Origin of the sequence: Streptomyces sp. NPDC001068, from assembly GCF_042897315.1 — a bacterium.
GTDB lineage: Bacteria > Actinomycetota > Actinomycetes > Streptomycetales > Streptomycetaceae > Streptomyces.
Genome location: NZ_JBIAYD010000001.1, coordinates 1,231,819 through 1,252,639, shown reverse-complemented (window position 1 = coordinate 1,252,639; position 20,821 = coordinate 1,231,819). Strand labels below are relative to the sequence as shown.

General features: G+C 72.9%; 17 protein-coding genes. 12 read left to right on the top strand and 5 right to left on the bottom strand.

Going from position 1 to position 20,821, the window contains the following annotated elements; all coding sequences use genetic code 11:
• The first annotated feature begins 13 nt into the window (after positions 1–13).
• The 7 genes from ACFY3I_RS05330 to ACFY3I_RS05300 all read left to right on the top strand — a co-directional run bounded on the left by ACFY3I_RS05330 (position 14) and on the right by ACFY3I_RS05300 (position 8,090).
• Positions 14–2,809, top strand: coding sequence for a DNA translocase FtsK (locus ACFY3I_RS05330; RefSeq protein WP_390859388.1), 2,796 nt, complete (start codon positions 14–16; stop codon positions 2,807–2,809).
• 275 nt (positions 2,810–3,084) lie between these two features.
• Entirely contained in the window at positions 3,085–3,927 is an 843-nt protein-coding gene (locus tag ACFY3I_RS05325; protein ID WP_365296382.1) for a helix-turn-helix domain-containing protein, read from the top strand.
• A 92-nt stretch (positions 3,928–4,019) separates the two neighbouring features.
• Positions 4,020–5,492, top strand: coding sequence for a 30S ribosomal protein S12 methylthiotransferase RimO (gene rimO / locus ACFY3I_RS05320; RefSeq protein WP_390859387.1), 1,473 nt, complete (start codon positions 4,020–4,022; stop codon positions 5,490–5,492).
• Positions 5,489–6,343 carry a CDP-diacylglycerol--glycerol-3-phosphate 3-phosphatidyltransferase gene (gene pgsA / locus ACFY3I_RS05315; RefSeq protein ID WP_390859386.1) on the top strand — a complete coding sequence of 285 codons (855 nt, stop codon included), beginning with the start codon at positions 5,489–5,491 and terminating at the stop codon, positions 6,341–6,343. Before rimO ends, pgsA begins: the two co-directional genes overlap by 4 nt.
• A complete protein-coding gene (locus tag ACFY3I_RS05310) occupies positions 6,340–6,885 on the top strand; it encodes a CinA family protein (protein WP_390859385.1) in 546 nt (181 codons plus the stop codon). The genes pgsA and ACFY3I_RS05310 overlap by 4 nt, the downstream gene beginning before the upstream one ends.
• Positions 6,886–6,994: 109 nt before the next feature.
• Positions 6,995–7,369, top strand: coding sequence for a helix-turn-helix transcriptional regulator (locus ACFY3I_RS05305; protein WP_132894382.1), 375 nt, complete (start codon positions 6,995–6,997; stop codon positions 7,367–7,369).
• A gap of 250 nt (positions 7,370–7,619) precedes the next feature.
• Positions 7,620–8,090 carry a Dps family protein gene (locus ACFY3I_RS05300; RefSeq protein WP_390859384.1) on the top strand — a complete coding sequence of 157 codons (471 nt, stop codon included), beginning with the start codon at positions 7,620–7,622 and terminating at the stop codon, positions 8,088–8,090.
• Positions 8,091–8,421: 331 nt separating this feature from the next.
• Here the strand turns inward: ACFY3I_RS05300 and ACFY3I_RS05295 are convergent, their stop codons facing one another.
• The 3 genes from ACFY3I_RS05295 to ACFY3I_RS05285 form a co-directional block, all read right to left on the bottom strand.
• On the bottom strand, positions 8,422–9,186 hold the full coding sequence (locus ACFY3I_RS05295; protein WP_390859383.1) for an SDR family NAD(P)-dependent oxidoreductase: 765 nt from the start codon (positions 9,184–9,186) through the stop codon (positions 8,422–8,424).
• 32 nt (positions 9,187–9,218) lie between these two features.
• Positions 9,219–10,061 carry an Fpg/Nei family DNA glycosylase gene (locus ACFY3I_RS05290; protein ID WP_390859382.1) on the bottom strand — a complete coding sequence of 281 codons (843 nt, stop codon included), beginning with the start codon at positions 10,059–10,061 and terminating at the stop codon, positions 9,219–9,221.
• Positions 10,062–10,223: 162 nt separating this feature from the next.
• Positions 10,224–15,278, bottom strand: a complete 5,055-nt coding sequence (locus tag ACFY3I_RS05285) for an ATP-dependent helicase (RefSeq protein ID WP_390859381.1) — start codon at positions 15,276–15,278, stop codon at positions 10,224–10,226.
• A 177-nt stretch (positions 15,279–15,455) separates the two neighbouring features.
• Here ACFY3I_RS05285 and ACFY3I_RS05280 point away from each other — a divergent pair, with 177 nt between their 5' ends.
• Genes ACFY3I_RS05280 through ACFY3I_RS05270 form a run of 3 tightly spaced genes read left to right on the top strand, consistent with a single transcriptional unit; the run spans position 15,456 to position 17,399 of the window.
• Positions 15,456–16,334, top strand: a complete 879-nt coding sequence (locus ACFY3I_RS05280; RefSeq protein ID WP_365296396.1) for an AraC family transcriptional regulator — start codon at positions 15,456–15,458, stop codon at positions 16,332–16,334.
• A gap of 10 nt (positions 16,335–16,344) precedes the next feature.
• Positions 16,345–17,094 carry an AzlC family ABC transporter permease gene (locus ACFY3I_RS05275; protein WP_365296398.1) on the top strand — a complete coding sequence of 250 codons (750 nt, stop codon included), beginning with the start codon at positions 16,345–16,347 and terminating at the stop codon, positions 17,092–17,094.
• Positions 17,091–17,399 (top strand): AzlD domain-containing protein, encoded by a 309-nt coding sequence (locus ACFY3I_RS05270; protein ID WP_390859380.1) that lies wholly within the window; start codon positions 17,091–17,093, stop codon positions 17,397–17,399. Before ACFY3I_RS05275 ends, ACFY3I_RS05270 begins: the two co-directional genes overlap by 4 nt.
• 16 nt (positions 17,400–17,415) lie before the next feature.
• Here ACFY3I_RS05270 and ACFY3I_RS05265 read toward each other — a convergent pair whose 3' ends face one another.
• Positions 17,416–18,360 carry a hypothetical protein gene (locus ACFY3I_RS05265; RefSeq protein WP_390859379.1) on the bottom strand — a complete coding sequence of 315 codons (945 nt, stop codon included), beginning with the start codon at positions 18,358–18,360 and terminating at the stop codon, positions 17,416–17,418.
• Between the two features lie 80 nt (positions 18,361–18,440).
• On the opposite strand from ACFY3I_RS05265, the gene ACFY3I_RS05260 reads away from it, so the two are divergent.
• Together ACFY3I_RS05260 and ACFY3I_RS05255 are read left to right on the top strand one after the other, a co-directional pair.
• Positions 18,441–18,635, top strand: coding sequence for a DUF3046 domain-containing protein (locus tag ACFY3I_RS05260; RefSeq protein ID WP_365296404.1), 195 nt, complete (start codon positions 18,441–18,443; stop codon positions 18,633–18,635).
• 60 nt (positions 18,636–18,695) lie between these two features.
• Entirely contained in the window at positions 18,696–19,955 is a 1,260-nt protein-coding gene (locus ACFY3I_RS05255; protein ID WP_390859378.1) for an AI-2E family transporter, read from the top strand.
• 49 nt (positions 19,956–20,004) lie between these two features.
• Here ACFY3I_RS05255 and ACFY3I_RS05250 read toward each other — a convergent pair whose 3' ends face one another.
• On the bottom strand, positions 20,005–20,814 hold the full coding sequence (locus tag ACFY3I_RS05250) for a hypothetical protein (protein ID WP_390859377.1): 810 nt from the start codon (positions 20,812–20,814) through the stop codon (positions 20,005–20,007).
• Positions 20,815–20,821: the final 7 nt, after the last annotated feature.

The following is a 20,821-nucleotide window of genomic DNA, read 5'->3' as shown; positions in this document are numbered from 1 at the left end:
TAACCTCACACCCATGGCCTCACGTCCCTCGGCAGCCAAGAAGCAGCCCCCGAAGAAGGCCGCTCCCTCGAGGGCTCCGGCGAAGAACGCCGCCGCGAAGAAGGCCCCGGCCAAGAAGGCGCCCGCCAAGAGGGTCGCGGCGAAGAAGACGGCACCCCCGCCCAGGCCGGCGCCCAGCCCCACCGGCGGCCTCTACCGCCTGGTGCGGGCCCTCTGGCTCGGTGTCGCGCACGCCGTCGGCGCGGTCTTCCGCGGCATAGGACAGGGAGCCAGGAACCTGGACCCGGCGCACCGCAAGGACGGCGTCGCCCTGCTGCTGCTGGGCGTCGCGCTGATCGTCGCCGCGGGGACCTGGGCCGACCTGCGCGGCCCCGTCGGCGACCTGGTGGAGATCCTGGTCACCGGCGCCTTCGGCCGCCTCGACCTGCTGGTGCCGATACTGCTCGCGGTGATCGCCCTGCGGTTCATGCGCCACCCCGAGCAGGAGGACGCCAACGGCCGGATCGTGATCGGCCTGTCCGCGCTGGTCGTCGGGGTGCTCGGTCAGGTCCACATCGCCTGTGGCTCGCCGGCCCGCAGCGAGGGCATGCAGGGCATAAGGGACGCGGGCGGCCTCATCGGCTGGGCGGCGGCGACCCCGCTGACGTACACCATGACCGAGGTCCTCGCCGTGCCCCTGCTGGCGCTGCTCACGATCTTCGGGCTGCTCGTCGTCACCGCCACCCCGGTGAACGCGATCCCGCAACGGCTGCGGTCCCTCGGTATCCGCCTCGGGCTGCTGAACGACCCCGAACCCGACGGGTTCGGTGAGTTCGGCGAGGGCACCGACGACGACGAACGCTACGACGAGCAGTGGCGCGAGGCCCTGCCCGCGGGCTCCCGCAGGCGCTCCGGCGCCCCCCGGGAGTACGCCCCGGACGTCGCCGAGCAGGAGGCCCTGGCCAAGCGCCGGGGACGCCCGCGGCGCTCCGCGGTTCCGCAGCCGGAGATGGGCCGCCGGATGGACGCCGTGGACGTCGCGGCGGCGGCCGCCGCCGCCCTCGACGGCGCGGTCATGCACGGTATGCCGCCGTCGCCGCTGGTGGCCGACCTCACCCAGGGCGTCGGCGTCGGCGACCGCGAGGACACCATGCCCACGCCGGTGCCGACCCCGAGCCCCGGCGCGCACCCCGTCCCGGCCCCCGTCCCGGCCGCGACCCCGAGTCCGGTCCCGGCCGCGCGCCCGAAGCAGGAGAAGCTCAAGGCCGACCAGGTCGTCGCCGACCTGACCAAGCCGGCCCCCGAGGAGCCCCGCGACCTGCCGCCGCGCGCCGAGCAGCTGCAGCTCTCCGGTGACATCACCTACTCGCTGCCCTCGCTGGACCTGCTCACCCGGGGCGGCCCGGGCAAGTCGCGCAGCGAGGCCAACGACAAGGTCGTCGCCTCGCTCTCCAACGTCTTCTCCGAGTTCAAGGTCGACGCGCGCGTCACCGGGTTCACCCGCGGCCCGACGGTCACCCGGTACGAGGTCGAGCTCGGCCCCGCCGTGAAGGTCGAGCGGATCACCGCCCTCACCAAGAACATCGCGTACGCCGTGGCCAGCCCGGACGTGCGGATCATCAGCCCGATCCCCGGCAAGTCCGCGGTCGGCATCGAGATCCCCAACACCGACCGGGAGATGGTCAACCTCGGTGACGTGCTGCGGCTCGCCGAGTCCGCGGAGGACGACGACCCGATGCTGGTCGCCTTCGGCAAGGACGTCGAGGGCGGCTACGTCATGCACTCGCTGGCGAAGATGCCGCACATGCTGGTGGCCGGCGCCACCGGCTCCGGCAAGTCGTCCTGCATCAACTGCCTGATCACCTCCGTCATGATGCGGGCGACGCCGGAGGACGTCCGGATGGTCCTGGTCGACCCCAAGCGGGTCGAGCTGACCGCCTACGAGGGCATCCCGCACCTGATCACCCCGATCATCACCAACCCGAAGCGGGCCGCCGAGGCACTCCAGTGGGTCGTACGCGAGATGGACCTGCGCTACGACGACCTGGCCGCCTTCGGCTACCGCCACATCGACGACTTCAACGAGGCGGTGCGCAGCGGCAAGCTCAAGACGCCCGAGGGCAGCGAGCGCCAGCTCCAGGCGTACCCGTACCTGCTGGTGATCGTCGACGAGCTCGCCGACCTGATGATGGTCGCCCCGCGTGACGTCGAGGACTCGATCGTCCGGATCACCCAGCTCGCGCGGGCGGCCGGCATCCACCTGGTGCTCGCCACCCAGCGGCCGTCCGTCGACGTCGTCACCGGTCTGATCAAGGCGAACGTGCCCTCGCGGCTCGCCTTCGCCACCTCCTCGCTGGCCGACAGCCGCGTCATCCTCGACCAGCCCGGCGCCGAGAAGCTGATCGGCAAGGGCGACGGCCTCTTCCTGCCGATGGGGGCGAACAAGCCGACCCGCATGCAGGGCGCGTTCGTGACCGAGGCCGAGGTCGCGGCGATCGTCCAGCACTGCAAGGACCAGATGGCGCCGGTCTTCAGGGACGACGTCACCGTGGGCTCCAAGCAGAAGAAGGAGATCGACGAGGACATCGGCGACGACCTCGACCTGCTGTGCCAGGCCGCCGAGCTGGTCGTCTCCACGCAGTTCGGCTCCACCTCCATGCTCCAGCGCAAGCTGCGGGTGGGCTTCGCCAAGGCGGGACGGCTCATGGACCTCATGGAGTCGCGCGGGGTGGTCGGGCCGAGCGAGGGGTCCAAGGCGCGTGACGTTCTGGTGAAACCCGATGAGCTGGACGGAGTGCTTGCTGTGATCCGCGGGGAGTCTGAGGGGTAGGTCTGTCTCAGGGCTTCGGCGCCCGCGGGACGGGTGGAGGTACGTCGTGATCCACTCGTTAGAGACCGTCGGGCAACCGTTTCCCTTTGACGAACGTCAAGTTGAGCGAGAGGAAAGGTGGGTACCCCACCCTGGGGCGCACATCTGACCCGTCATCGGGATGCCCGGCCATTCCGATGGCGTACAAAGTCCCACCGCCCGGTTGCCCCACCCTTTCGTACCCCCCATAGACTGAACTTCCAGCACAGGTGGCTACACGCTCGAAAGGCGCCCCCGTGTCCATCGGCAGCAACTCCCCTGAAGACGAGCGTCCGTTTCCAGACGTGTCCGAGGAAAACCGCCCCTCCGTAGGCCGAGCCCTCAAGCAGGCCCGCATCGCCGCCGGGCTGACCGTCGACGAGATCAGCGGGAGCACCCGGGTCCGTATCGTCATCGTGCACGCGATCGAGGCCGACGACTTCGCCCCCTGTGGCGGCGACGTCTACGCCCGCGGGCACATCAGGACCCTGGCCAAGGCCGTCGGTCTCGACCCCGAACCGCTGCTGGCGCAGTTCGCGGCCGAACACGGTGGTGGGCGGCCCGCGCCGACGCCCGCCGCCCCGCTGTTCGAGGCGGAACGTATCCGCCCCGAGCGCCGTGGACCCAACTGGACCGCGGCGATGGTCGCCGCGATCGTCGTCGTGATCGGTTTCGTCGGCTTCACCGCCTTCAAGGGCGGCGACGGCGACGACGCCAAGCAGTCGGTGGCCGAGGGGGCCACCCCCACGACCGGCAAGTCCGCCGAGCCGACCCCGAAGCAGAGCAAGCCCGGCAAGGCTCCCGAGCCCTCCGACAGCGCGATCGCGGCCGCCCCCCAGGACAAGGTCACCGTCCAGGTCAGCGCGGCGAACGGACGCAGCTGGATCTCGGCGAAGGACCACAACGGCCGGATGCTGTTCGACGGGCTGCTGAAGAAGGGCGAGTCCAAGACCTTCCAGGACAGCACCAAGATCAACCTGATCCTCGGCGACGCGGGAGCCATCCAGCTCTACGTCAACGGAAAGAAGATCGAGGACCAGTTCCAGCCCGGAGCCGTGGAGCGCCTGACCTACACCAAGGGCGACCCGGAAGTCGGATAGGCGTTCGGTTTCAGCACGTGACCAAGGGGTTGGCCATGATCGGCCAGCCCCTTCGACGTGGGCTGTCGGTGAGACGAAGTAGTCTTGAGCCCATGCCTGAACGCCGTACCGTCGCACTAGTCACTCTCGGCTGCGCCCGTAACGAGGTGGACTCGGAGGAGCTCGCAGGCCGTTTGGAGGCGGACGGCTGGCAGCTCGTCGAGGACGCCGAGGAAGCGGACGTCGCCGTCGTCAACACCTGTGGATTCGTCGAGGCCGCCAAGAAGGACTCCGTCGACGCCCTGCTGGAGGCGAACGACCTCAAGGGCCACGGCAGAACCCAGGCCGTCGTGGCGGTGGGCTGCATGGCCGAGCGGTACGGCAAGGAACTCGCCGAGGCGCTGCCCGAGGCGGACGGCGTGCTCGGCTTCGACGACTACGCCGACATCTCCGACCGGCTGCAGACCATCCTCAACGGCGGCATCCACGCCTCGCACACTCCCCGCGACCGGCGCAAGCTGCTGCCCATCAGCCCGGCCGAGCGGCAGGACTCGGCGGCCGCCGTGGCACTGCCCGGGCACGGCCCCTCCGACCTGCCCGAGGGCCTCGCGCCCGCCTCCGGCCCGCGCGCGCCCCTGCGCCGCCGGCTGGACGGCTCCCCGGTCGCCTCGGTCAAGCTCGCCTCCGGCTGCGACCGGCGCTGCTCCTTCTGCGCCATCCCCTCCTTCCGGGGCTCCTTCATCTCGCGCCGGCCCAGCGACGTGCTGAACGAGACCCGGTGGCTGGCCGAACAGGGGGTGAAGGAGGTCATGCTGGTCTCCGAGAACAACACCTCCTACGGCAAGGACCTGGGCGACATCCGCCTGCTGGAGTCCCTGCTGCCGGAGCTGGCCGGGGTCGACGGCATCGAGCGGGTACGCGTCAGCTACCTCCAGCCGGCCGAGATGCGCCCCGGCCTGATCGACGTCCTCACCTCCACCCCGAACGTCGTGCCGTACTTCGACCTGTCCTTCCAGCACTCCGCTCCCGGCGTGCTGCGGGCCATGCGCCGCTTCGGCGACACCGACCGGTTCCTGGAGCTGCTCGACACCATCAGGTCCAAGGCACCCCAGGCCGGTGTCCGCTCCAACTTCATCGTCGGCTTCCCCGGCGAGTCCGAGTCCGACCTCGCCGAACTGGAGCGCTTCCTGAACGGCGCGCGGCTCGACGCGATCGGCGTCTTCGGGTACTCCGACGAGGAGGGCACCGAGGCCGCCGGCTACGAGAACAAGCTGGACGAGGACCTCGTCGCCGAGCGGCTGGCGCGGGTCTCCCGGCTCGCCGAGGAACTCGTCTCGCAGCGGGCCGAGGAGCGTGTCGGCGAGACCGTGCACGTCCTCGTGGAGTCCGTCGACGACGAGGACGGTGTCCGCGGCCGGGCGGCCCACCAGGCGCCGGAGACGGACGGGCAGGTGCTGCTCACGAACGGCGCGGGACTGCGTGTCGGCCGTATCGTCGAGGCGAAGGTGGTCGGTACGGAGGGTGTGGACCTGGTGGCCGAGCCGCTGCAGGGCTCGCCCGCGTGGAGTGAGGAGGCCGGCAGATGACCGGAGTGCCGGCGTCCGCCGCGGGCGGCTCCTCCGGCGCGCAGGGCGCCCGGGGCTCCGCCGCCACCTCCGGTGCCGCTCCGGATCTGTCCGGTCCGCACAAGCCCGGTGCCGCGGGCGCCGGCCCGCAGAGCGCCGACGCCGTGAGTCCCGGTGTTGAGAGCGCCGGTGCGCCGGGCTCCGGTGCCGGGGACTCCGGTTCCGCGTGGCGGGACGGCGAGCGGCCCGTGCGCGGCGGGAAGATCGCCGCCGCCGCCGTCAACCAGGCCAGCCTCTGGAACGTCGCCAACCTGCTGACCATGCTCCGGCTGGTCCTGGTCCCCGGCTTCGTCGCCCTCATGCTGGCCGGTGGCGGCTACGACCCGGCCTGGCGCTCGCTCGCGTGGGCGGCGTTCGCCATCGCCATGATCACCGACCTGTTCGACGGCCACCTGGCGCGCACCTACGACCTGGTCACCGACTTCGGGAAGATCGCCGACCCCATCGCCGACAAGGCGATCATGGGGGCGGCGCTGATCTGTCTCTCCTCGCTGGGCGATCTGCCCTGGTGGGTGACGATCGTGATCCTCGGCCGGGAACTCGGGATCACCCTGCTGCGTTTCGTGGTCATCCGCTACGGCGTGATCCCGGCCAGCCGCGGCGGCAAGCTCAAGACCCTCACCCAGGGCATCGCCGTGGGGATGTACGTACTGGCGCTGACGGGGTGGCTGGCGACGCTGCGGTTCTGGGTGATGGCCGCCGCCGTCGTCCTGACGGTTCTGACGGGCCTCGACTACGTACGACAGGCCATTGTGCTGCGGCGGCAGGGAATCGCCGAGCGCGCGGCGGCCCTGGAGGAGACAGACGCGTGAGTTCCACCGCCGCCGAACTGGTGCGACTACTGACGGTGAGAGGGCAGACCCTGGCCGTCGCCGAGTCGCTGACCGGCGGCCTGGTGGCGGCGGAGATCACCGGAGTCCCCGGGGCGTCCAAGGTGTTCCGCGGATCGGTCACCGCCTACGCCACCGAGCTCAAGCACGAGGTGCTGGGCGTGGACGCCACCCTGCTGGCCCAGCACGGTGCGGTGGATCCGCAGGTCGCGGCCCAGATGGCCGCCGGGGTGCGAAAGGCGTTGGGCGCCGACTGGGGTGTCGCGACCACCGGCGTCGCCGGTCCCGAACCCCAGGACGGCCGGCCGGTCGGCACCGTCTTCGTCGCCGTCGACGGTCCGTTCGCAGCAGAGGCCGGTTCCGCCGCCGGCGGAAAAGTGGAGGCCCTGCGGTTGAACGGCGACCGTGCGGAAATTCGTAGAGAGAGTGTACGGAGCGTGCTCGCGCTGCTTCTGACGGAGCTTGTGAGCGAACAGACCGGGAATGAGCGGACACAGGATACGGAACAGAACGGGGGGTTTTGATGTTTGCAGCCCTGAGTGAACACGACATCGCTCCCCGCACGGCCGCGGCGCAAGGCGGTACGGTGGGGCGTGAAGGATGCGGCTACGCGGTCCGAGGAGGGAGCCACCGATGATTCTGCTCCGTCGCCTGCTGGGTGACGTGCTGCGTCGGCAGCGCCAGCGCCAGGGCCGTACTCTGCGCGAAGTCTCCTCGTCCGCCCGAGTCTCACTCGGCTATCTCTCCGAGGTGGAGCGGGGGCAGAAGGAGGCTTCCTCCGAGCTGCTCTCCGCCATCTGCGACGCGCTGGACGTACGGATGTCCGAGCTCATGCGGGAAGTGAGCGACGAACTCGCCCTCGCCGAGCTGGCCCAGTCCGCTCAGGCCACCGAGTCCGTTCCCACGCCGGTTCGCCCGATGCTGGGTACCGTCTCGGTGACCGGTGTGCCACCGGAACGGGTGACCATCAAGGCGCCCGCCGAGGCAGTGGACGTGGTCGCCGCGTGACGCCTGCGCGGGCTTGACCGACGCGGCGCCGACCCGGCGCCGAAGAAGCGTACGAGGCCCCGGCCGAGGCTCTTCCGGGAAGACCCGGGGGAGGCCCGGCCGGGGCTTTCGTGTGCCGGTTCGCGCTCCGGACCGTGCGCCGAGCCGTGCGCCCGTCCCGTGCGGTCGACGGGGTGCGTCCATTTGCCGGTGTCCGGTGGTGCGGTCATGGTGGAGGGACCGACAGGGGGCGAAACGACCGGAGAGACGCATGTACGTCGTGAAGAGCCCGCTGTCCGACGCGGAGCTGAAGACCGTGGCCGAGGCGCTCCAGGGAGCCCTGGTCGATCTCGTGGACCTCGCGCTCATCGCCAAGCAGATCCACTGGAACGTGGTCGGACCCCGCTTCCGGACCGTCCATCTCCAGCTCGACGAGGTCGTCGCCACGGCCCGGACGCACTCCGACACGGTCGCGGAGCGGGCCTCGGCGCTCGGCGTCTCACCGGACGGGCGGGCCGCCACGGTGGCCGCCGACAGCGGCATCTCCCCGGCCCCGGCGGGCTGGGTCAAGGACTCCGACGCGGTGAGTGCCCTGGTGGACGCGCTGGGCGCGGTGATCACCCGGATGCGGGAGCGGGTGACGGCCACCGCGGAACCCGATCCGGTCTCCCAGGACATCTTCATCGGGATCACGGCCGATCTGGAGAAACACCACTGGATGTTCCAGGCGGAGAACGCGTAGCAGTGGCCCGGCACCGGCCCGTGGCCGTTGCATCGGTGAGCCCTCGGTGCGCCTTTCCGGTGGACCGGGCGGCGTTCTAGCGTCCGGCTGGAGGTGGTGGCGGCCATGGTGGGACGGATAGTGCGCTGGGGGGTTGCCCTGGGATTCGCGGCGGTGTGGTGGTGGGCCGTGCTGCGCATCACCTTCGCCGACGGTGCCGGGGCTCTGGAGGGGACCGTGGCCGCGGGCGGCTGGGGACTGAGCCTGCTGCCGGTGAACTGTGTGCCGAGGACACGGGCGGCGGGGGCCATGGGTCCGGCGCGATGGCGGACCGCCTGGCGGACGGCCGGAGCTACCAGGGCATCGCGACCCCTCCGTTCGGGCGCAGGATCTGACCCGTCGTGAACGACGAGGCGTCGGAGGCCAGATACAGCACCGTGTGGGCGACGTCCGCCGGCTCGCCGACCCGGCCCAGGGGCGACATGCGGGCCATCCACGCCTCCGTCTGCCGCTGCTCCTCGCCGTCGTCGCGCGCGGTCATGGGGGTGCGGACCCAGCCCGGCGCGACCGCGTTGACGCGGATGCCCTGCCGGCCGACCTCGTTCGCGAGGGTCTTCGTCAGCTGGACCACGGCCGCCTTGGCGGCGCCGTAGCAGAGCAGGCCGGGGCCTCCGGTGTCGATCGCGCCGGACGCCATGGTGATGATGCTGCCCCTGGTCCGCCGGGCGAGCATCAGGCCGGCCGCCTCCTGGCAGGAGTGCAGGACGCCCTTGAAGTTGACGTCCAGCACCCGGTCCAGATCCTCGTCCGTGGTCTCCAGCACCGTGCTGCGGTGCATGATCCCGGCGATCGCCGCCATCACGTCCAGCCGCTCGCAGGACCGGACCGCCTGTCCCAGCCGGGCCCGGTCGGTGACGTCGACGGTGTGGGTGTGGGCGGTGCCGCCGCCGTCCTTGATGAGCGCGGCCGTCTCGTGCAGGCCGTCCGCGTCACGGTCGGCGCAGTGTACCGTCGCGCCCGCCTCGGCCAGCAGTACGGCGGAGGCCCTGCCGATACCGCCGGCGGCCCCGGTGACGAACGCGGTGCGTCCGGTGAGGTCGTACGCCTTGAGGGACATGAAGGGACGGTACGAGCGAATCTGACGACCCGTCAATAATTCGGGCGGGGGCGGCTTCCCGGGGCACGGCGGCGGCCGGGGGCGGGAGCGGGGCCCGTCTGGCAGGCGGGGCACCAGTAGGTGGGGCGCTCGCGGGAGCCGTCGCCCTGGTCGGCCAGCCGGATCGCGGTGCCGCAGCGCAGACAGGGGCGGGGCGCCCGGCCGTAGACGAACAGGTCCTGGTCGCGCAGCCCCGTGGTACGACGGACCGGGCGCTCGCGGTTGGCCTCCAGGACCCGCTGGGCGAGCCCGGGGAGTTTCGCGGCACGGTCGGCGGGGAGCGCGCCGACGGGGAGCCAGGGAGTCGCGCCGATCAGGAAGCACAGCTCGCTCTTGTAGACGTTGCCGATACCGGCCAGGTTGCGCTGGTCGAGCAGGGCCTCGCCGAGTTGGCGGGCGGGGTCGGCCAGCAGGTTGGCGAGGGCACGCTCGGGGTTCCAGTCGGGGCCCAGCAGGTCGGGACCGAGATGGCCGACCGCCTGCTCCTCCTCGTCGGTGCGCAGGAACTCCAGGACCTGCAGGCGGTAGCCGACGGCCGAGCGGTCGGCTGTGCCGATGACGGCCCTGATCTGGTGGACGGGACCGCCCTTCCACCGCTCCTCGCTCCGGTAGATCTTCCAGGCACCCTCCATCCGCAGATGCGTGTGCAGGGTCAGGCCGCCCTCGAACCGGGTGAGCAGATGCTTGCCGCGCGGCACGGTGCCGAGCACGGTACGGCCGGTCAGGTCGACGGTGGCGTACCTGGGCACCCGGAAGTCGCTGCGGGTCAGCACCCGGCCCGCGAGCGCGTCGTGCAGGCGCCGCGCGGCCTGCCAGACCGTGTCACCTTCGGGCATGGGTCAAGGGTGACACGGGAGCGTGGCGCGCGGTCCGGGGGCGGTGACGGCGCGCGCGGCGCACCGGGGGCGCGGTGGTCATGGTCCCGCTGGTCCTGGTCCTGGTCCCGGTCCCGGTCCAGGCGGTCATGTCATGTTCCCGCTGGTCCTGGTCCCGGCGGTTCAGGCCCGCAGCCGCAGGCCGCGCGGGGTCGCGATGAAGCCCGCGCCTTCCAGCAGGGCGCCCAGCGGCGAGGTCAGGGCCGTGGCGCCGTTGACGCGCTCCACCGTCACCGTGCCGAGGGTGCCGGCACGGGCGGCGGCCGCGAGGGCCTCGGCGGCGCTGCGCAGCCGGGGGTCGTCGGCGGCGTCCGTGTCCGGGGCGGTGGGCCAGGCCAGCAGGGTCTTGCCGCCGCGTTCCATGTAGAGGGCCAGTTCGCCGTCGACCAGGACGACCAGGGAGCCCGCCTTGCGGCCCGGCTTGTGCCCGGCGCCGGTAGGGGGCTCGGGCCAGGGGAGGGCGGCGCCGTAGGCGTTGGCCGGATCGGCGGCGGCGAGGACCACCGCCCTGGGATCGGGGGCGGCGTGGGTGCGGGCATGGCGGTTGCCGTAGGCGTAGGGGTTCGCGGAGCCGCCGCCCCGGGGGCCGCCGTAGCCGGGAGCGGCGAAGGGGTCGGCCGGGGCGGGATCCCTGGGCGATACGTAGTCGCCGGGGGCGGTGCGGGGCTCGGGGGGCCAGGTGAAGTCGGCGTCGAGGTCGGAGAGCTCGGGGAAGTCGGCGCTGTCGAAGGGGCCCAGCGGGGTCTCGGCCCCGCCGAGGGCGCCGCGCCCGCCGTCCGGTCCGGCGGGGTACGAACCGGCGCCGGTGCCCTCGCCGTGGTCGCCGTTGCCGTGGTCGCCCGTGCCGCCGAAGCCGGTGCCGACGCTCGTGCCGGTGCCGGTGCCGGTGCCGGTGCCGGTGCCGGTGCCCGTGCTGGTGCCAAGCAGACTCTCGCCCCGCTCACGGGCGTTGGACACCGCACGCAGCCGGTCCACCGCGCCGTCCATCGCGAACTGGGCCGCGCCGAGCCCCTCGACGACGTAACCGCGGCGGGCCTGCCCGCTCTCCTCGAACGCCGACAGGATGCGGTACACCGCCGAGAAGCCGCCCTCCACACCCTCCGCCGCGACCGCTCCCCGGGTGACCACGCCGTGCCGGTCGAGCAGCGTGCGGGCCAGGGCATGGGCGCGCACGGTGGTGTCCGGCTCGGGCTGCGGGAGCAGCGACCAGCGGCCGGCGACCGTCGGCGGGCCGGTGCGGGAGGCGGTGCGGGCGGCCGCCGTCAGGGAGCCGTAGCGGCCGCGCGGGACGGTGCGCCTGGCCCGGTGCGCGGTGGCCCCTGCGGTACGGCCCGAGCCCAGCAGGGCCCGCATCGGAGCCAGCGTGTCGTTGGTGAGCCGGCCGGACCAGGCCAGGTCCCAGACCGCGTCGGCCAGTTGGGGGTCGGTGGCGTCGGGGTGGGTGGTGGCGCGGACCTGGTCGGCGATCTGACGGAAGAACAGACCGTAGCCGCCCGAGAGGGCGTCCAGGACGGACTGGTGGAGAGCCGTCAGCTCCAGGGGATGCGGCGCCGGCAGGAGCAGCGGGGCCGCGTCCGCCAGGTACAGCGAGACCCATCCGTCCTTGCCCGGCAGGGCGCCCGCGCCGGCCCACACGATCTCCCCGGCCGCGGTCAGCTCGTCCAGCATCGCGGGCGTGTACCCGGCCACCCGGGACGGCAGGACCAGCTTCTCCAGGGCCGACGCCGGGACCGACGCGCCCTGCACCTGCTCGACGGCGCGCACCAGCCCGTCGATGCCGCGCAGCCCGTGCCCCTTGCCGATGTGCTGCCACTGCGGCAGGAACTGGGCGAGCGCGGCCGGGGCCACCGGCTCCAGCTCGTGCCTGAGCGCGGCGAGGGAACGGCGACGCAGTCTGCGCAGCACGGCCGCGTCGCACCATTCCTGTCCGATGCCCGCCGGATGGAACTCGCCCTGCACCACCCGCCCGCCCGCGGCCAGCCGCTGCAGCGCGCCCTCGGTCACCGCCACGCCGAGGCCGAACCGGGCCGCCGCCGTGGCCGACGTGAACGGGCCGTGCGTGCGGGCGAACCGGGCGAGGAGGTCGCCGAGCGGATCCTTCACCGGCTCGGTGAACGCCTCGGGCACACCGACCGGCAGGGCGGTGCCGAGGGCGTCCCGCAGCCGGCCCGCGTCCTCGATCGCCGCCCAGTGATCGGCACCGGAGATCCGGACCCTGATCGCCCGGCGGGCCGCCGCCAGCTCCTCGGCCCACCGCGGCTGCGCGCCCCGCTCGGCCAGCTCGGCGTCCGTGAGCGGCCCGAGCAGCCGCAGCACGTCGGCGACGCCCTCCGGGTCCTTGATCCGGCGTTCCTCGGTGAGCCACTGAAGTTCGCGCTCCAGCTCGGTCAGCACCTCCGCGTCGAGCAGTTCGCGCAGTTCCGCCTGGCCGAGCAGTTCGGCCAGCAGCCGGGAGTCCAGGGAGAGCGCGGCCGCGCGCCGCTCGGCGAGCGGGGAATCCCCCTCGTACAGGAACTGCGCGACGTACCCGAACAGGAGCGAGCGGGCGAACGGTGACGGCTCGGGGGTGGTGACCTCGACCAGCCGGACCTTGCGGGACTCCAGGTCACCCATCAGCTCGACGAGCCCGGGGACGTCGAAGACGTCCTGCAGACACTCGCGGACCGCCTCCAGGACGATCGGGAAGGACCCGAACTCGCTGGCGACCTGCAGCAGTTGGGCGGCACGCTGGCGCTGCTGCCACAGTGGAGTGCGCTTGCCGGGGCTGCGGCGCGGCAGCAGCAGCGCGCGGGCCGCGCACTCACGGAAACGGGAGGCGAACAGGGCCGACCCGCCCACCTGGTCGGTGACGATCTGGTCGACCTCGCCCTTGTCGAAGGCGACGTCCGCCGCGCCGACGGGCGCCTGGTCCGCGTCGTACTCCGTACCGGCCCGGGCGGGAGGCTGGTCGAGCAGGTCCAGGCCCATCAGGTCGGCGTCCGGCAGCCGCAGCACGATGCCGTCGTCGGCGTGCATGACCTGGGCGTCCATGCCGTACCGCTCGGACAGGCGGGCGCCCAGGGCCAGCGCCCACGGGGCGTGCACCTGGGCGCCGAAGGGGGAGTGGACGACGACCCGCCAGTCGCCCAGTTCGTCGCGGAAGCGCTCCACGACGATCGTCCGGTCGTCGGGCACGTGACCGCAGGCCTCGCGCTGTTCGTCCAGGTACGACAGCACGTTGTCCACCGCCCAGGCGTCCAGGCCCGCCGCGAGCAGGCGCAGCCGGGCGTCGTCCTTGGGCAGCGAGCCGACCTCGCGCAGGAACGCGCCCACCGCGCGGCCCAGTTCGAGGGGGCGGCCCAGCTGGTCGCCCTTCCAGAAGGGCAGCCGGCCCGGCACCCCGGGCGCGGGGGAGACCAGGACGCGGTCCCGGGTGATGTCCTCGATGCGCCAGGAGCTGGTGCCCAGGGTGAAGACGTCGCCCACCCGGGACTCGTACACCATCTCCTCGTCCAGCTCGCCGACCCGGCCGCCGCCCTTCTTCGGGTCGGCGCCTGCCAGGAAGACCCCGAAGAGGCCGCGGTCGGGGATCGTGCCGCCGGAGGTGACGGCGAGCCGCTGGGCACCGGGACGGCCGGTGACGGTGCCCGCGACCCGGTCCCACACCACGCGCGGGCGCAGCTCCGCGAAGGCGTCGGACGGATAGCGGCCGGCGAGCATGTCGAGGACCGCGGTGAACGCCGACTCCGGGAGTGAGGCGAACGGAGCGGCCCGGCGCACCATGGCGAGCAGGTCGTCGACCTGCCAGGTGTCCAGCGAGGTCATCGCGACCAGTTGCTGCGCCAGCACGTCGAGGGGGTTGGCCGGCACTCTCAGGGACTCGATGGAGCCGGTGCGCATCCGCTCGGTCACCACGGCCGCCTGCACCAGGTCGCCCCGGTACTTGGGGAAGACCACTCCGGTGGAGACCGCGCCCACCTGGTGTCCGGCGCGGCCCACCCGCTGCAGGCCGGAGGCGACCGAGGGCGGCGACTCGACCTGGACGACCAGGTCCACCGCGCCCATGTCGATGCCCAGCTCCAGGCTGGAGGTGGCCACCACGGCGGGCAGCCGGCCTGCCTTCAGGTCCTCCTCGACCAGGGCGCGCTGCTCCTTCGAGACCGAGCCGTGGTGCGCGCGGGCGATGACGGGCGGGGCGCCCTGGGCGGCGCCGGAGCCGCCCATCAGCTCGGCCGGGGAGTGGTGCTCGTCCAGCGGCTCGCCGGTCACGCGCTCGTAGGCGATCTCGTTGAGCCGGTTGCACAGCCGCTCCGCCAGCCGGCGCGAGTTGGCGAAGACGATGGTCGAACGGTGGGCCTGGACCAGGTCGGCGATCCGCTCCTCCACGTGTGGCCAGATCGACGGCCGGTCCCCGCCGTCCTTGGCGTCGGTGGCCGGGGAGCCGCCCAGCTCGCCCATGTCCTCCACGGGGACGACGACCGAGAGGTCGAACTCCTTGCCGGACTCCGGCTGGACGATCTCGGCCTTGCGGCGCGGCGACAGATAGCGGGCCACCTCGTCCACCGGGCGGACCGTCGCCGACAGTCCGATGCGGCGGGCCGGCTTCGGCAGCAGCTCGTCCAGCCGCTCCAGGGAGAGCGCGAGATGCGCGCCGCGCTTGGTGCCGGCGACCGCGTGCACCTCGTCCAGGATCATCGTCTCGATGCCGGTCAGCGCGTCGCGCGTGGCCGACGTCAGCATCAGGAACAGGGACTCCGGGGTGGTGATCAGGATGTCCGGCGGGCGGGTGGACAGGGCGCGGCGCTCGGCGGCCGGGGTGTCGCCGGAGCGGATGCCGACCTTGATCTCCGGCTCGGGCAGGCCGAGGCGCACGGACTCCTGGCGGATGCCCGTCAGCGGACTGCGCAGGTTCCGCTCGACGTCGACCGCGAGGGCCTTGAGCGGGGAGACGTACAGCACCCGGCAGCGCTTCCTCGGGTCGGCCGGAGGCGGGGCCGAGGCCAGCTGGTCCAGGGCGGCGAGGAAGGCGGCCAGCGTCTTGCCGGAGCCGGTCGGGGCGACCACCAGCACGTCCGAGCCCGCCCCGATGGCCTGCCACGCGCCGGCCTGGGCCGCGGTGGGCGCGGAAAACGCCCCCGTGAACCAGCCGCGGGTCGCGGGGGAGAAGCCGTCGAGGGCTCGATGTGCGGATTTCGCCATGGGTCCATCCTGCACCCGGCCACTGACAAGGAGGTCTGACCTGCGCGAACGGGCGTGGTGGCCGGTGCCGTGACGCGGAGCCCGCCGGGAAGTGACGCGGAGCCCGCCGGGCAGCGGAACGCCGCGGCGGTCGGGGCGCGGGCGGTCCGACGGGCCGCCGCGGTCGACAATGGGGTCATGACGGGATCGGACGAGCGGGCACGGCACTGGCGGTACGAGGCGCTGCCCGATGTCGACCTCCTGCGTGCCCGGTACGTCCGCAAGACGTTCGTCCGGCACACCCACGAGCACTTCGTGATCGCCGGGATCGTGGACGGCGTCGAGGTCTTCCGGCACCGGGGCTCGGACGTGACCGTCGGAGCCGGGGCGCTCGCGCTCGTGAACCCCGACACCACGCACACCGGCCGGGCCGGGGTCCCCGAGGGCTGGCGGTACGGGGCGGTCTACCCGTCCCCGGAACTGGTGACGGCCATCGCCGCGGAGACGACCACGATCAGGGGCACACCCGGATTCGTCAGCCCGATGCTGGACGACCCGCACTGCGTCGCCCTGGTGCACCGGGTGCTGCGCGCCGCCGACGAGGGCAACGCGCTCGCCGCCGACACCCTGCTGCGGATCGTGGTGACCCGGCTGCTGCGCTCGAACGGCGGTCCGCTGCCGCAGCGCGGGGTCCGCACCGCGGGCACCCTGCTCGCCGCACGCGCGCGTACCGTGCTGGAGGAACGGATGACCGAGCCGCCGACCCTGGAGCGGCTCGCCACCGACCTCGGCACCAGCCCCTTCGCCCTGCTCCGGGCCTTCCGGGACGCCTACGGCATGCCACCGCACACCTGGCTGACCGACGCCCGGGTGCGCCGCGCCCGGCTGCTGCTCGACGCGGGCACGGCACCCGCCGAGGCGGCCGTCGCCGTCGGCTTCACCGACCAGCCGCACCTCAACCGGCACTTCGCCCGGATCGTCGGTGTCCCGCCGGGCGCCTACCAGCGCGAGCGCGGATCCGGCGGGCGCCAGGGGCGGCGCAAGAACGTACAAGACGCCCGGGACGGCGGCACGTAGCGTCCTGGACGTGGCAGAGCAGACAGCACTCGCGGACATACGTGACGAAGAACAGACGAAACCGGACTCCGCCGTCGTCCGGGACGCCCTCGGGGTCGGCGTCGCCGTGGGCCTCTCCGGCTTCGCCTTCGGGGTGACCTCGGCGGGCAGCGGCCTCGGCCTGCTCCAGACCTGCGCGCTCAGCCTCCTGGTGTTCACCGGCGCCTCCCAGTTCGCGCTCGTCGGCGCGCTCGCGGCCGGCGGCAACCCGCTCACCGCGGCCGCCGGCGCCTTCTTCCTGGGGATACGCAACGCGTTCTACGGGCTGCGGCTGTCCCAGGTGCTGGCCCTTCCGCGCGCGTTGCGGCCGCTGGCCGCCCAGTGGGTGATCGACGAGACCACCGCGGTGACGCTCGCGCAGCCGACGCGGCGCGCCGCGCGGATCGGGTTCACCGTCACCGGACTCAGCCTGTACGTGCTGTGGAACCTCACCACCCTGCTCGGCGCGCTCGGCGCCAAGGCGGTCGGCGACACCGACGCCTGGGGTCTGGACGCGGCCGGACCCGCCGTCTTCCTCGCACTGCTCGCCCCCATGCTGAAGACCACGACCGACCGCGCGGTCGCCGCCCTCGCGGTGCTGCTGGGGCTCGGCCTGCTGCCCGTGCTGCCCGCCGGGGTGCCGGTCCTCGCGGCCGCGCTGGCGGCACCGGCCGCCCTGTACGTCTCCGGCCGCCGCTCCGCCCGCACCCGTGACGACGACACCTCCGAGGAGACCCGTTGAACACCTGGATCGCGATCGCCGCGACCGTCCTCGGCTGCTACGCCGTCAAGCTCGCCGGCCTGCTGGTGCCCGCGGACGTCCTGGAGCGGCCGGTTGTGCGGCGGCTCGCCGCCCTGCTGCCGGTGGCCCTGCTCGCCGCCCTCACGGCTCAGCAGACGTTCGCCGACGGACACACGCTCGTGCTGGACGCCCGGGCCGCGGGGCTCGGGGCGGCCGCCGTCGCGCTGGTGCTGCGCGCGCCCTTCCTGGCCGTCGTCGGCGCGGCCGTGCTGGTGACGGCGGCGGTGCGGGCCCTCGCGGGCTGAGCACGCGTGCGGCGGGTCACCCCACGAAACGGCCGTAGGCCCTGAGCGTGCGCAGCGCCTCGATCGTCACCCTGGGGCGGGACTCCAGGGCGGCGGCGGGCGCCCACCGCAGCCAGCGGATCGGCCAGCCGCCGTCCTCCTCCTGCCCGGCGGCGAGGTGGTCCAGCGAGCGGGCCATCTCCTCGTCGGTGAACCACGCGCGGGCGAGCGAGTCCGGGGTCCTCGCGAAGTCGTGCGGGAAGTGGTGCTCGTCCGGGGCGTAGCCGGGTGCCACCGGGTACGCGTCGAGGTGCTCCGGTTCCAGCGCGGCCAGCCGGTGCTCGCGCACCAGTCGGCCCAGCCGGTCGGCGGCCGCCTCCGCGCGGGCGCGGTCGGGCACCGCGTCCAGGAAGGCGACGGCTGCCTCGACCTCGTACGGGTGCGACTTCTCCAGGGAGTCCACGGCCTCCCAGCAGAAGTCGGTGGCCCGGAACAGCCACGCGTGCCACACCTCGTTGCGGTGCAGCAGCCCCACCACCGGGCCGGTGGCGAGCAGCTCGCTGGGCGGGTCGTCGGTGACCGGGACGAACGGGGCGGCCGGATAACCGCGCTGGGCCGGATGGATCGCAGGCAGCGCCCCGTCCGCGGTGGAGACGGAGGTCAGGTAGCGGCACACCCGCTCCGCCCGCTGCCCGCCGCAGCGTCCGAGGGCGTCGAGGACGGCCAGCGCGTGCGCGGTGTGCAGCGGCTGGCTCACCGGACCGCGCAGGTCGGGTTCCAGCGCGTACCCGTACCCGCCGTCATCGTTGCGGTAGGCGTCCAGCGCCGTCTCCACGGGATCGGGGCCGCCGTTCAGGAAGTGGTACGCGAAGAGGCGCTGCTCCAGCACGCGCGCGGTGAGCCACATGAACCGCTCGGCGCGCAGGAGCGAGGAGTGCGCCGGGGGCGTAGGGGGGAGTGGGGAAGCTCCGGTTTCGGCCATGCGTCAGACCGTAGGGCGGAAAGCGGTCTCGGCAGGCCGTCCCGGGCAGGGCCCACTCTCAGGGGCGGGATACTGGTGTCATGCGGTTGACGGTCTTCTGGCAGCGGATGGCGGAACACTTCGGTTCCGGGTACGCCGACACCTTCGCGCGCGATCACGTGATGACGGAGCTCGGCGAGCGCACGGTGCACGAGGCGCTGGACGCCGGCTGGGAGGCCAAGGAAGTGTGGCGGGTGGTCTGCGCGGTCATGAACGTTCCAGGGGAGAGGCGCTGAAGGTGCACGGAGACCGGATACCGGCCACGCGTTGTCAGTGCCGTCGGCGAGACTTGCACCGTGGCACCCACTGACGACGGGCGGATCGCCCAGCACACGCCCCCGGCCGACACGGCCGACACGACGCCCCCCGCCGTGCCCCCGGCCGGCGGCGCCGCGCCGCTGGGCGCCCGCATGCCGCGCTGGCTGCCGCGCGCCATGGTGCTGGCGCTCGCCCTCATCGCCGCCTTCCAGCTGGGCAGCTGGGCCTTCCACCAGCTCACCGGGCTGCTGATCAACATCCTCATCGCGTTCTTCCTGGCGCTCGCCATAGAGCCCGCGGTGAGCTGGATGGCCTCCCGGAACATGCGCCGCGGGCTCGCGACCTTCCTGGTCTTCCTCGGCCTGGCCATCGCCACCGCGGGCTTCGTCACGCTGCTCGGCTCGATGCTGGCCGGCCAGATCATCAAGATCGTCGAGGATTTCCCGGACTACCTGGACTCGGTCATCAACTGGGTCAACCACACCTTCCACACCGACGTGAAGCGGGTCGACGTCCAGGAAGGACTGCTGCACTCCGACTGGCTGCGCAAGTACGCGCAGAACAGCGCGGCCGGGGTGCTGGACGTCTCCGGGCAGGTACTCGGCGGCCTCTTCCAGCTGCTGACGATCACCCTGTTCGCCTTCTACTTCGCCGCCGACGGCCCCCGCCTGCGGCGCACCCTGTGCTCGGTCCTGCCGCCCGCCCGCCAGGCCGAGGTGCTGCGCGCGTGGGAGATCGCCGTCGACAAGACCGGCGGCTATCTGTACTCGCGTGGTGTGATGGCCCTGATCTCGGGCATCGCCCACTACATCCTGCTGGAGGCGCTGGGGGTGCCCTACGCGCCCGTGCTCGGTGTCTGGGTGGGCCTGGTCTCGCAGTTCATCCCCACCATCGGCACCTATCTCGCGGGCGCGCTGCCGATGCTGATCGCGTTCACCGTCAACCCCCTGTACGCGGTGTGGGTGCTGGTGTTCGTCGTGGTCTACCAGCAGTTCGAGAACTACATGCTCCAGCCCAAGCTGACCTCCAAGTCCGTCGACATCCACCCGGCGGTCGCCTTCGGCTCGGTCATCGCGGGCACCGCGCTCCTCGGCGCCGTCGGCGCCCTGATCGCGATCCCCGCGGTCGCCACCCTCCAGGCGTTCCTCGGCGCCTACGTGAAGCGGTACGACGTCACGGACGACCCGCGGGTGAACGGCCGCCCCAGACGCGGCCAGACCGGTCCCGGGCTGCTCACGCGCGCGTGGCGCACGATCGGGCAGCGGCCGGCCGAGGACCCGGGCGAGGGCCCGGCCTGACGGCCACCACGCTCACGGCTGCTCAGTACCGCCACGGTGTCACGGCCGCTCAGTAGGTGAGCACCGCCCACACCCCGGCGGCGGCGACGGCGGCCGCACAGCAGCCAACCGCCGCGGCCACGATCCGCCACCGGGTCCGCTCGCTCCAGGACGTGCGGGACAGCAGCCACGCCAGCGCGGGAAGTACCAGCACCGCGTGCAGGCTGACCGCGTGCAGCGGCTTGAGCGGGGCCGTGGAGTCGTACGCCGCCTGCTGGTGCCCGGTGCGGACGAGCACCACCCCGCGCGCGATCATCGCGGCTCCCGAGGCCAGCGCCACGAGCAGGACCGCGAACCCGGAGCGGACGGCGAGCGCCATGCCCACGGGACCGTCCGGCCGCCGCCGGAACGAGACCACGGCGAAGACGGTGAGCAGCACCACCAGCACTCCGCCGCCCACCGCGAGCATCATCGACACCGCCGTGTCGAACGGGGTCTCCATGTCGAGGTGCGAGGGCACCCGGCGCCACGCCTGCAGGGTGATCCCGCCGACCTCCACCACGCAGTCGGCGGCGAACACCGCGAGCAGCGCGGTCCGCAGCCGCTCCCCGATCCTCAGGTACGAGGTGACCTGGACGACCGCGATCAGCGTCAGCCCGAAGGAGAGCCCGAACGTGACCGGCTTGCGCCAGGAGACCGGGCCGTACCAGGGACCGCCGTCCACCGCGAACACCACCAGGTGCACCAGGCCGCAGAGGACGAGCAGCACCCCGGTCGCCTGACAGAGACGCTCGACGGGGCGGCCCCCGCGCGGCCGGCTCGCCGGTGGATTGAGCGGCGGAGCTGACGGGGAGGGCGGACTTTCCAGGGGTGAGGGCATGCGACCA

Coding starts and splice junctions, on each gene's coding strand:
- ACFY3I_RS05330 (WP_390859388.1), top strand. CDS start 14: ATGGCCTCACGTCCCTCGGCAGCCAAGAAGCAGCCCCCGAAGAAGGCC.
- rimO (WP_390859387.1), top strand. CDS start 4,020: ATGCCTGAACGCCGTACCGTCGCACTAGTCACTCTCGGCTGCGCCCGT.
- pgsA (WP_390859386.1), top strand. CDS start 5,489: ATGACCGGAGTGCCGGCGTCCGCCGCGGGCGGCTCCTCCGGCGCGCAG.
- ACFY3I_RS05305 (WP_132894382.1), top strand. CDS start 6,995: ATGATTCTGCTCCGTCGCCTGCTGGGTGACGTGCTGCGTCGGCAGCGC.
- ACFY3I_RS05300 (WP_390859384.1), top strand. CDS start 7,620: ATGTACGTCGTGAAGAGCCCGCTGTCCGACGCGGAGCTGAAGACCGTG.
- ACFY3I_RS05295 (WP_390859383.1), bottom strand. CDS start 9,186: ATGTCCCTCAAGGCGTACGACCTCACCGGACGCACCGCGTTCGTCACC.
- ACFY3I_RS05290 (WP_390859382.1), bottom strand. CDS start 10,061: ATGCCCGAAGGTGACACGGTCTGGCAGGCCGCGCGGCGCCTGCACGAC.
- ACFY3I_RS05285 (WP_390859381.1), bottom strand. CDS start 15,278: ATGGCGAAATCCGCACATCGAGCCCTCGACGGCTTCTCCCCCGCGACC.
- ACFY3I_RS05280 (WP_365296396.1), top strand. CDS start 15,456: ATGACGGGATCGGACGAGCGGGCACGGCACTGGCGGTACGAGGCGCTG.
- ACFY3I_RS05265 (WP_390859379.1), bottom strand. CDS start 18,360: ATGGCCGAAACCGGAGCTTCCCCACTCCCCCCTACGCCCCCGGCGCAC.
- ACFY3I_RS05260 (WP_365296404.1), top strand. CDS start 18,441: ATGCGGTTGACGGTCTTCTGGCAGCGGATGGCGGAACACTTCGGTTCC.
- ACFY3I_RS05250 (WP_390859377.1), bottom strand. CDS start 20,814: ATGCCCTCACCCCTGGAAAGTCCGCCCTCCCCGTCAGCTCCGCCGCTC.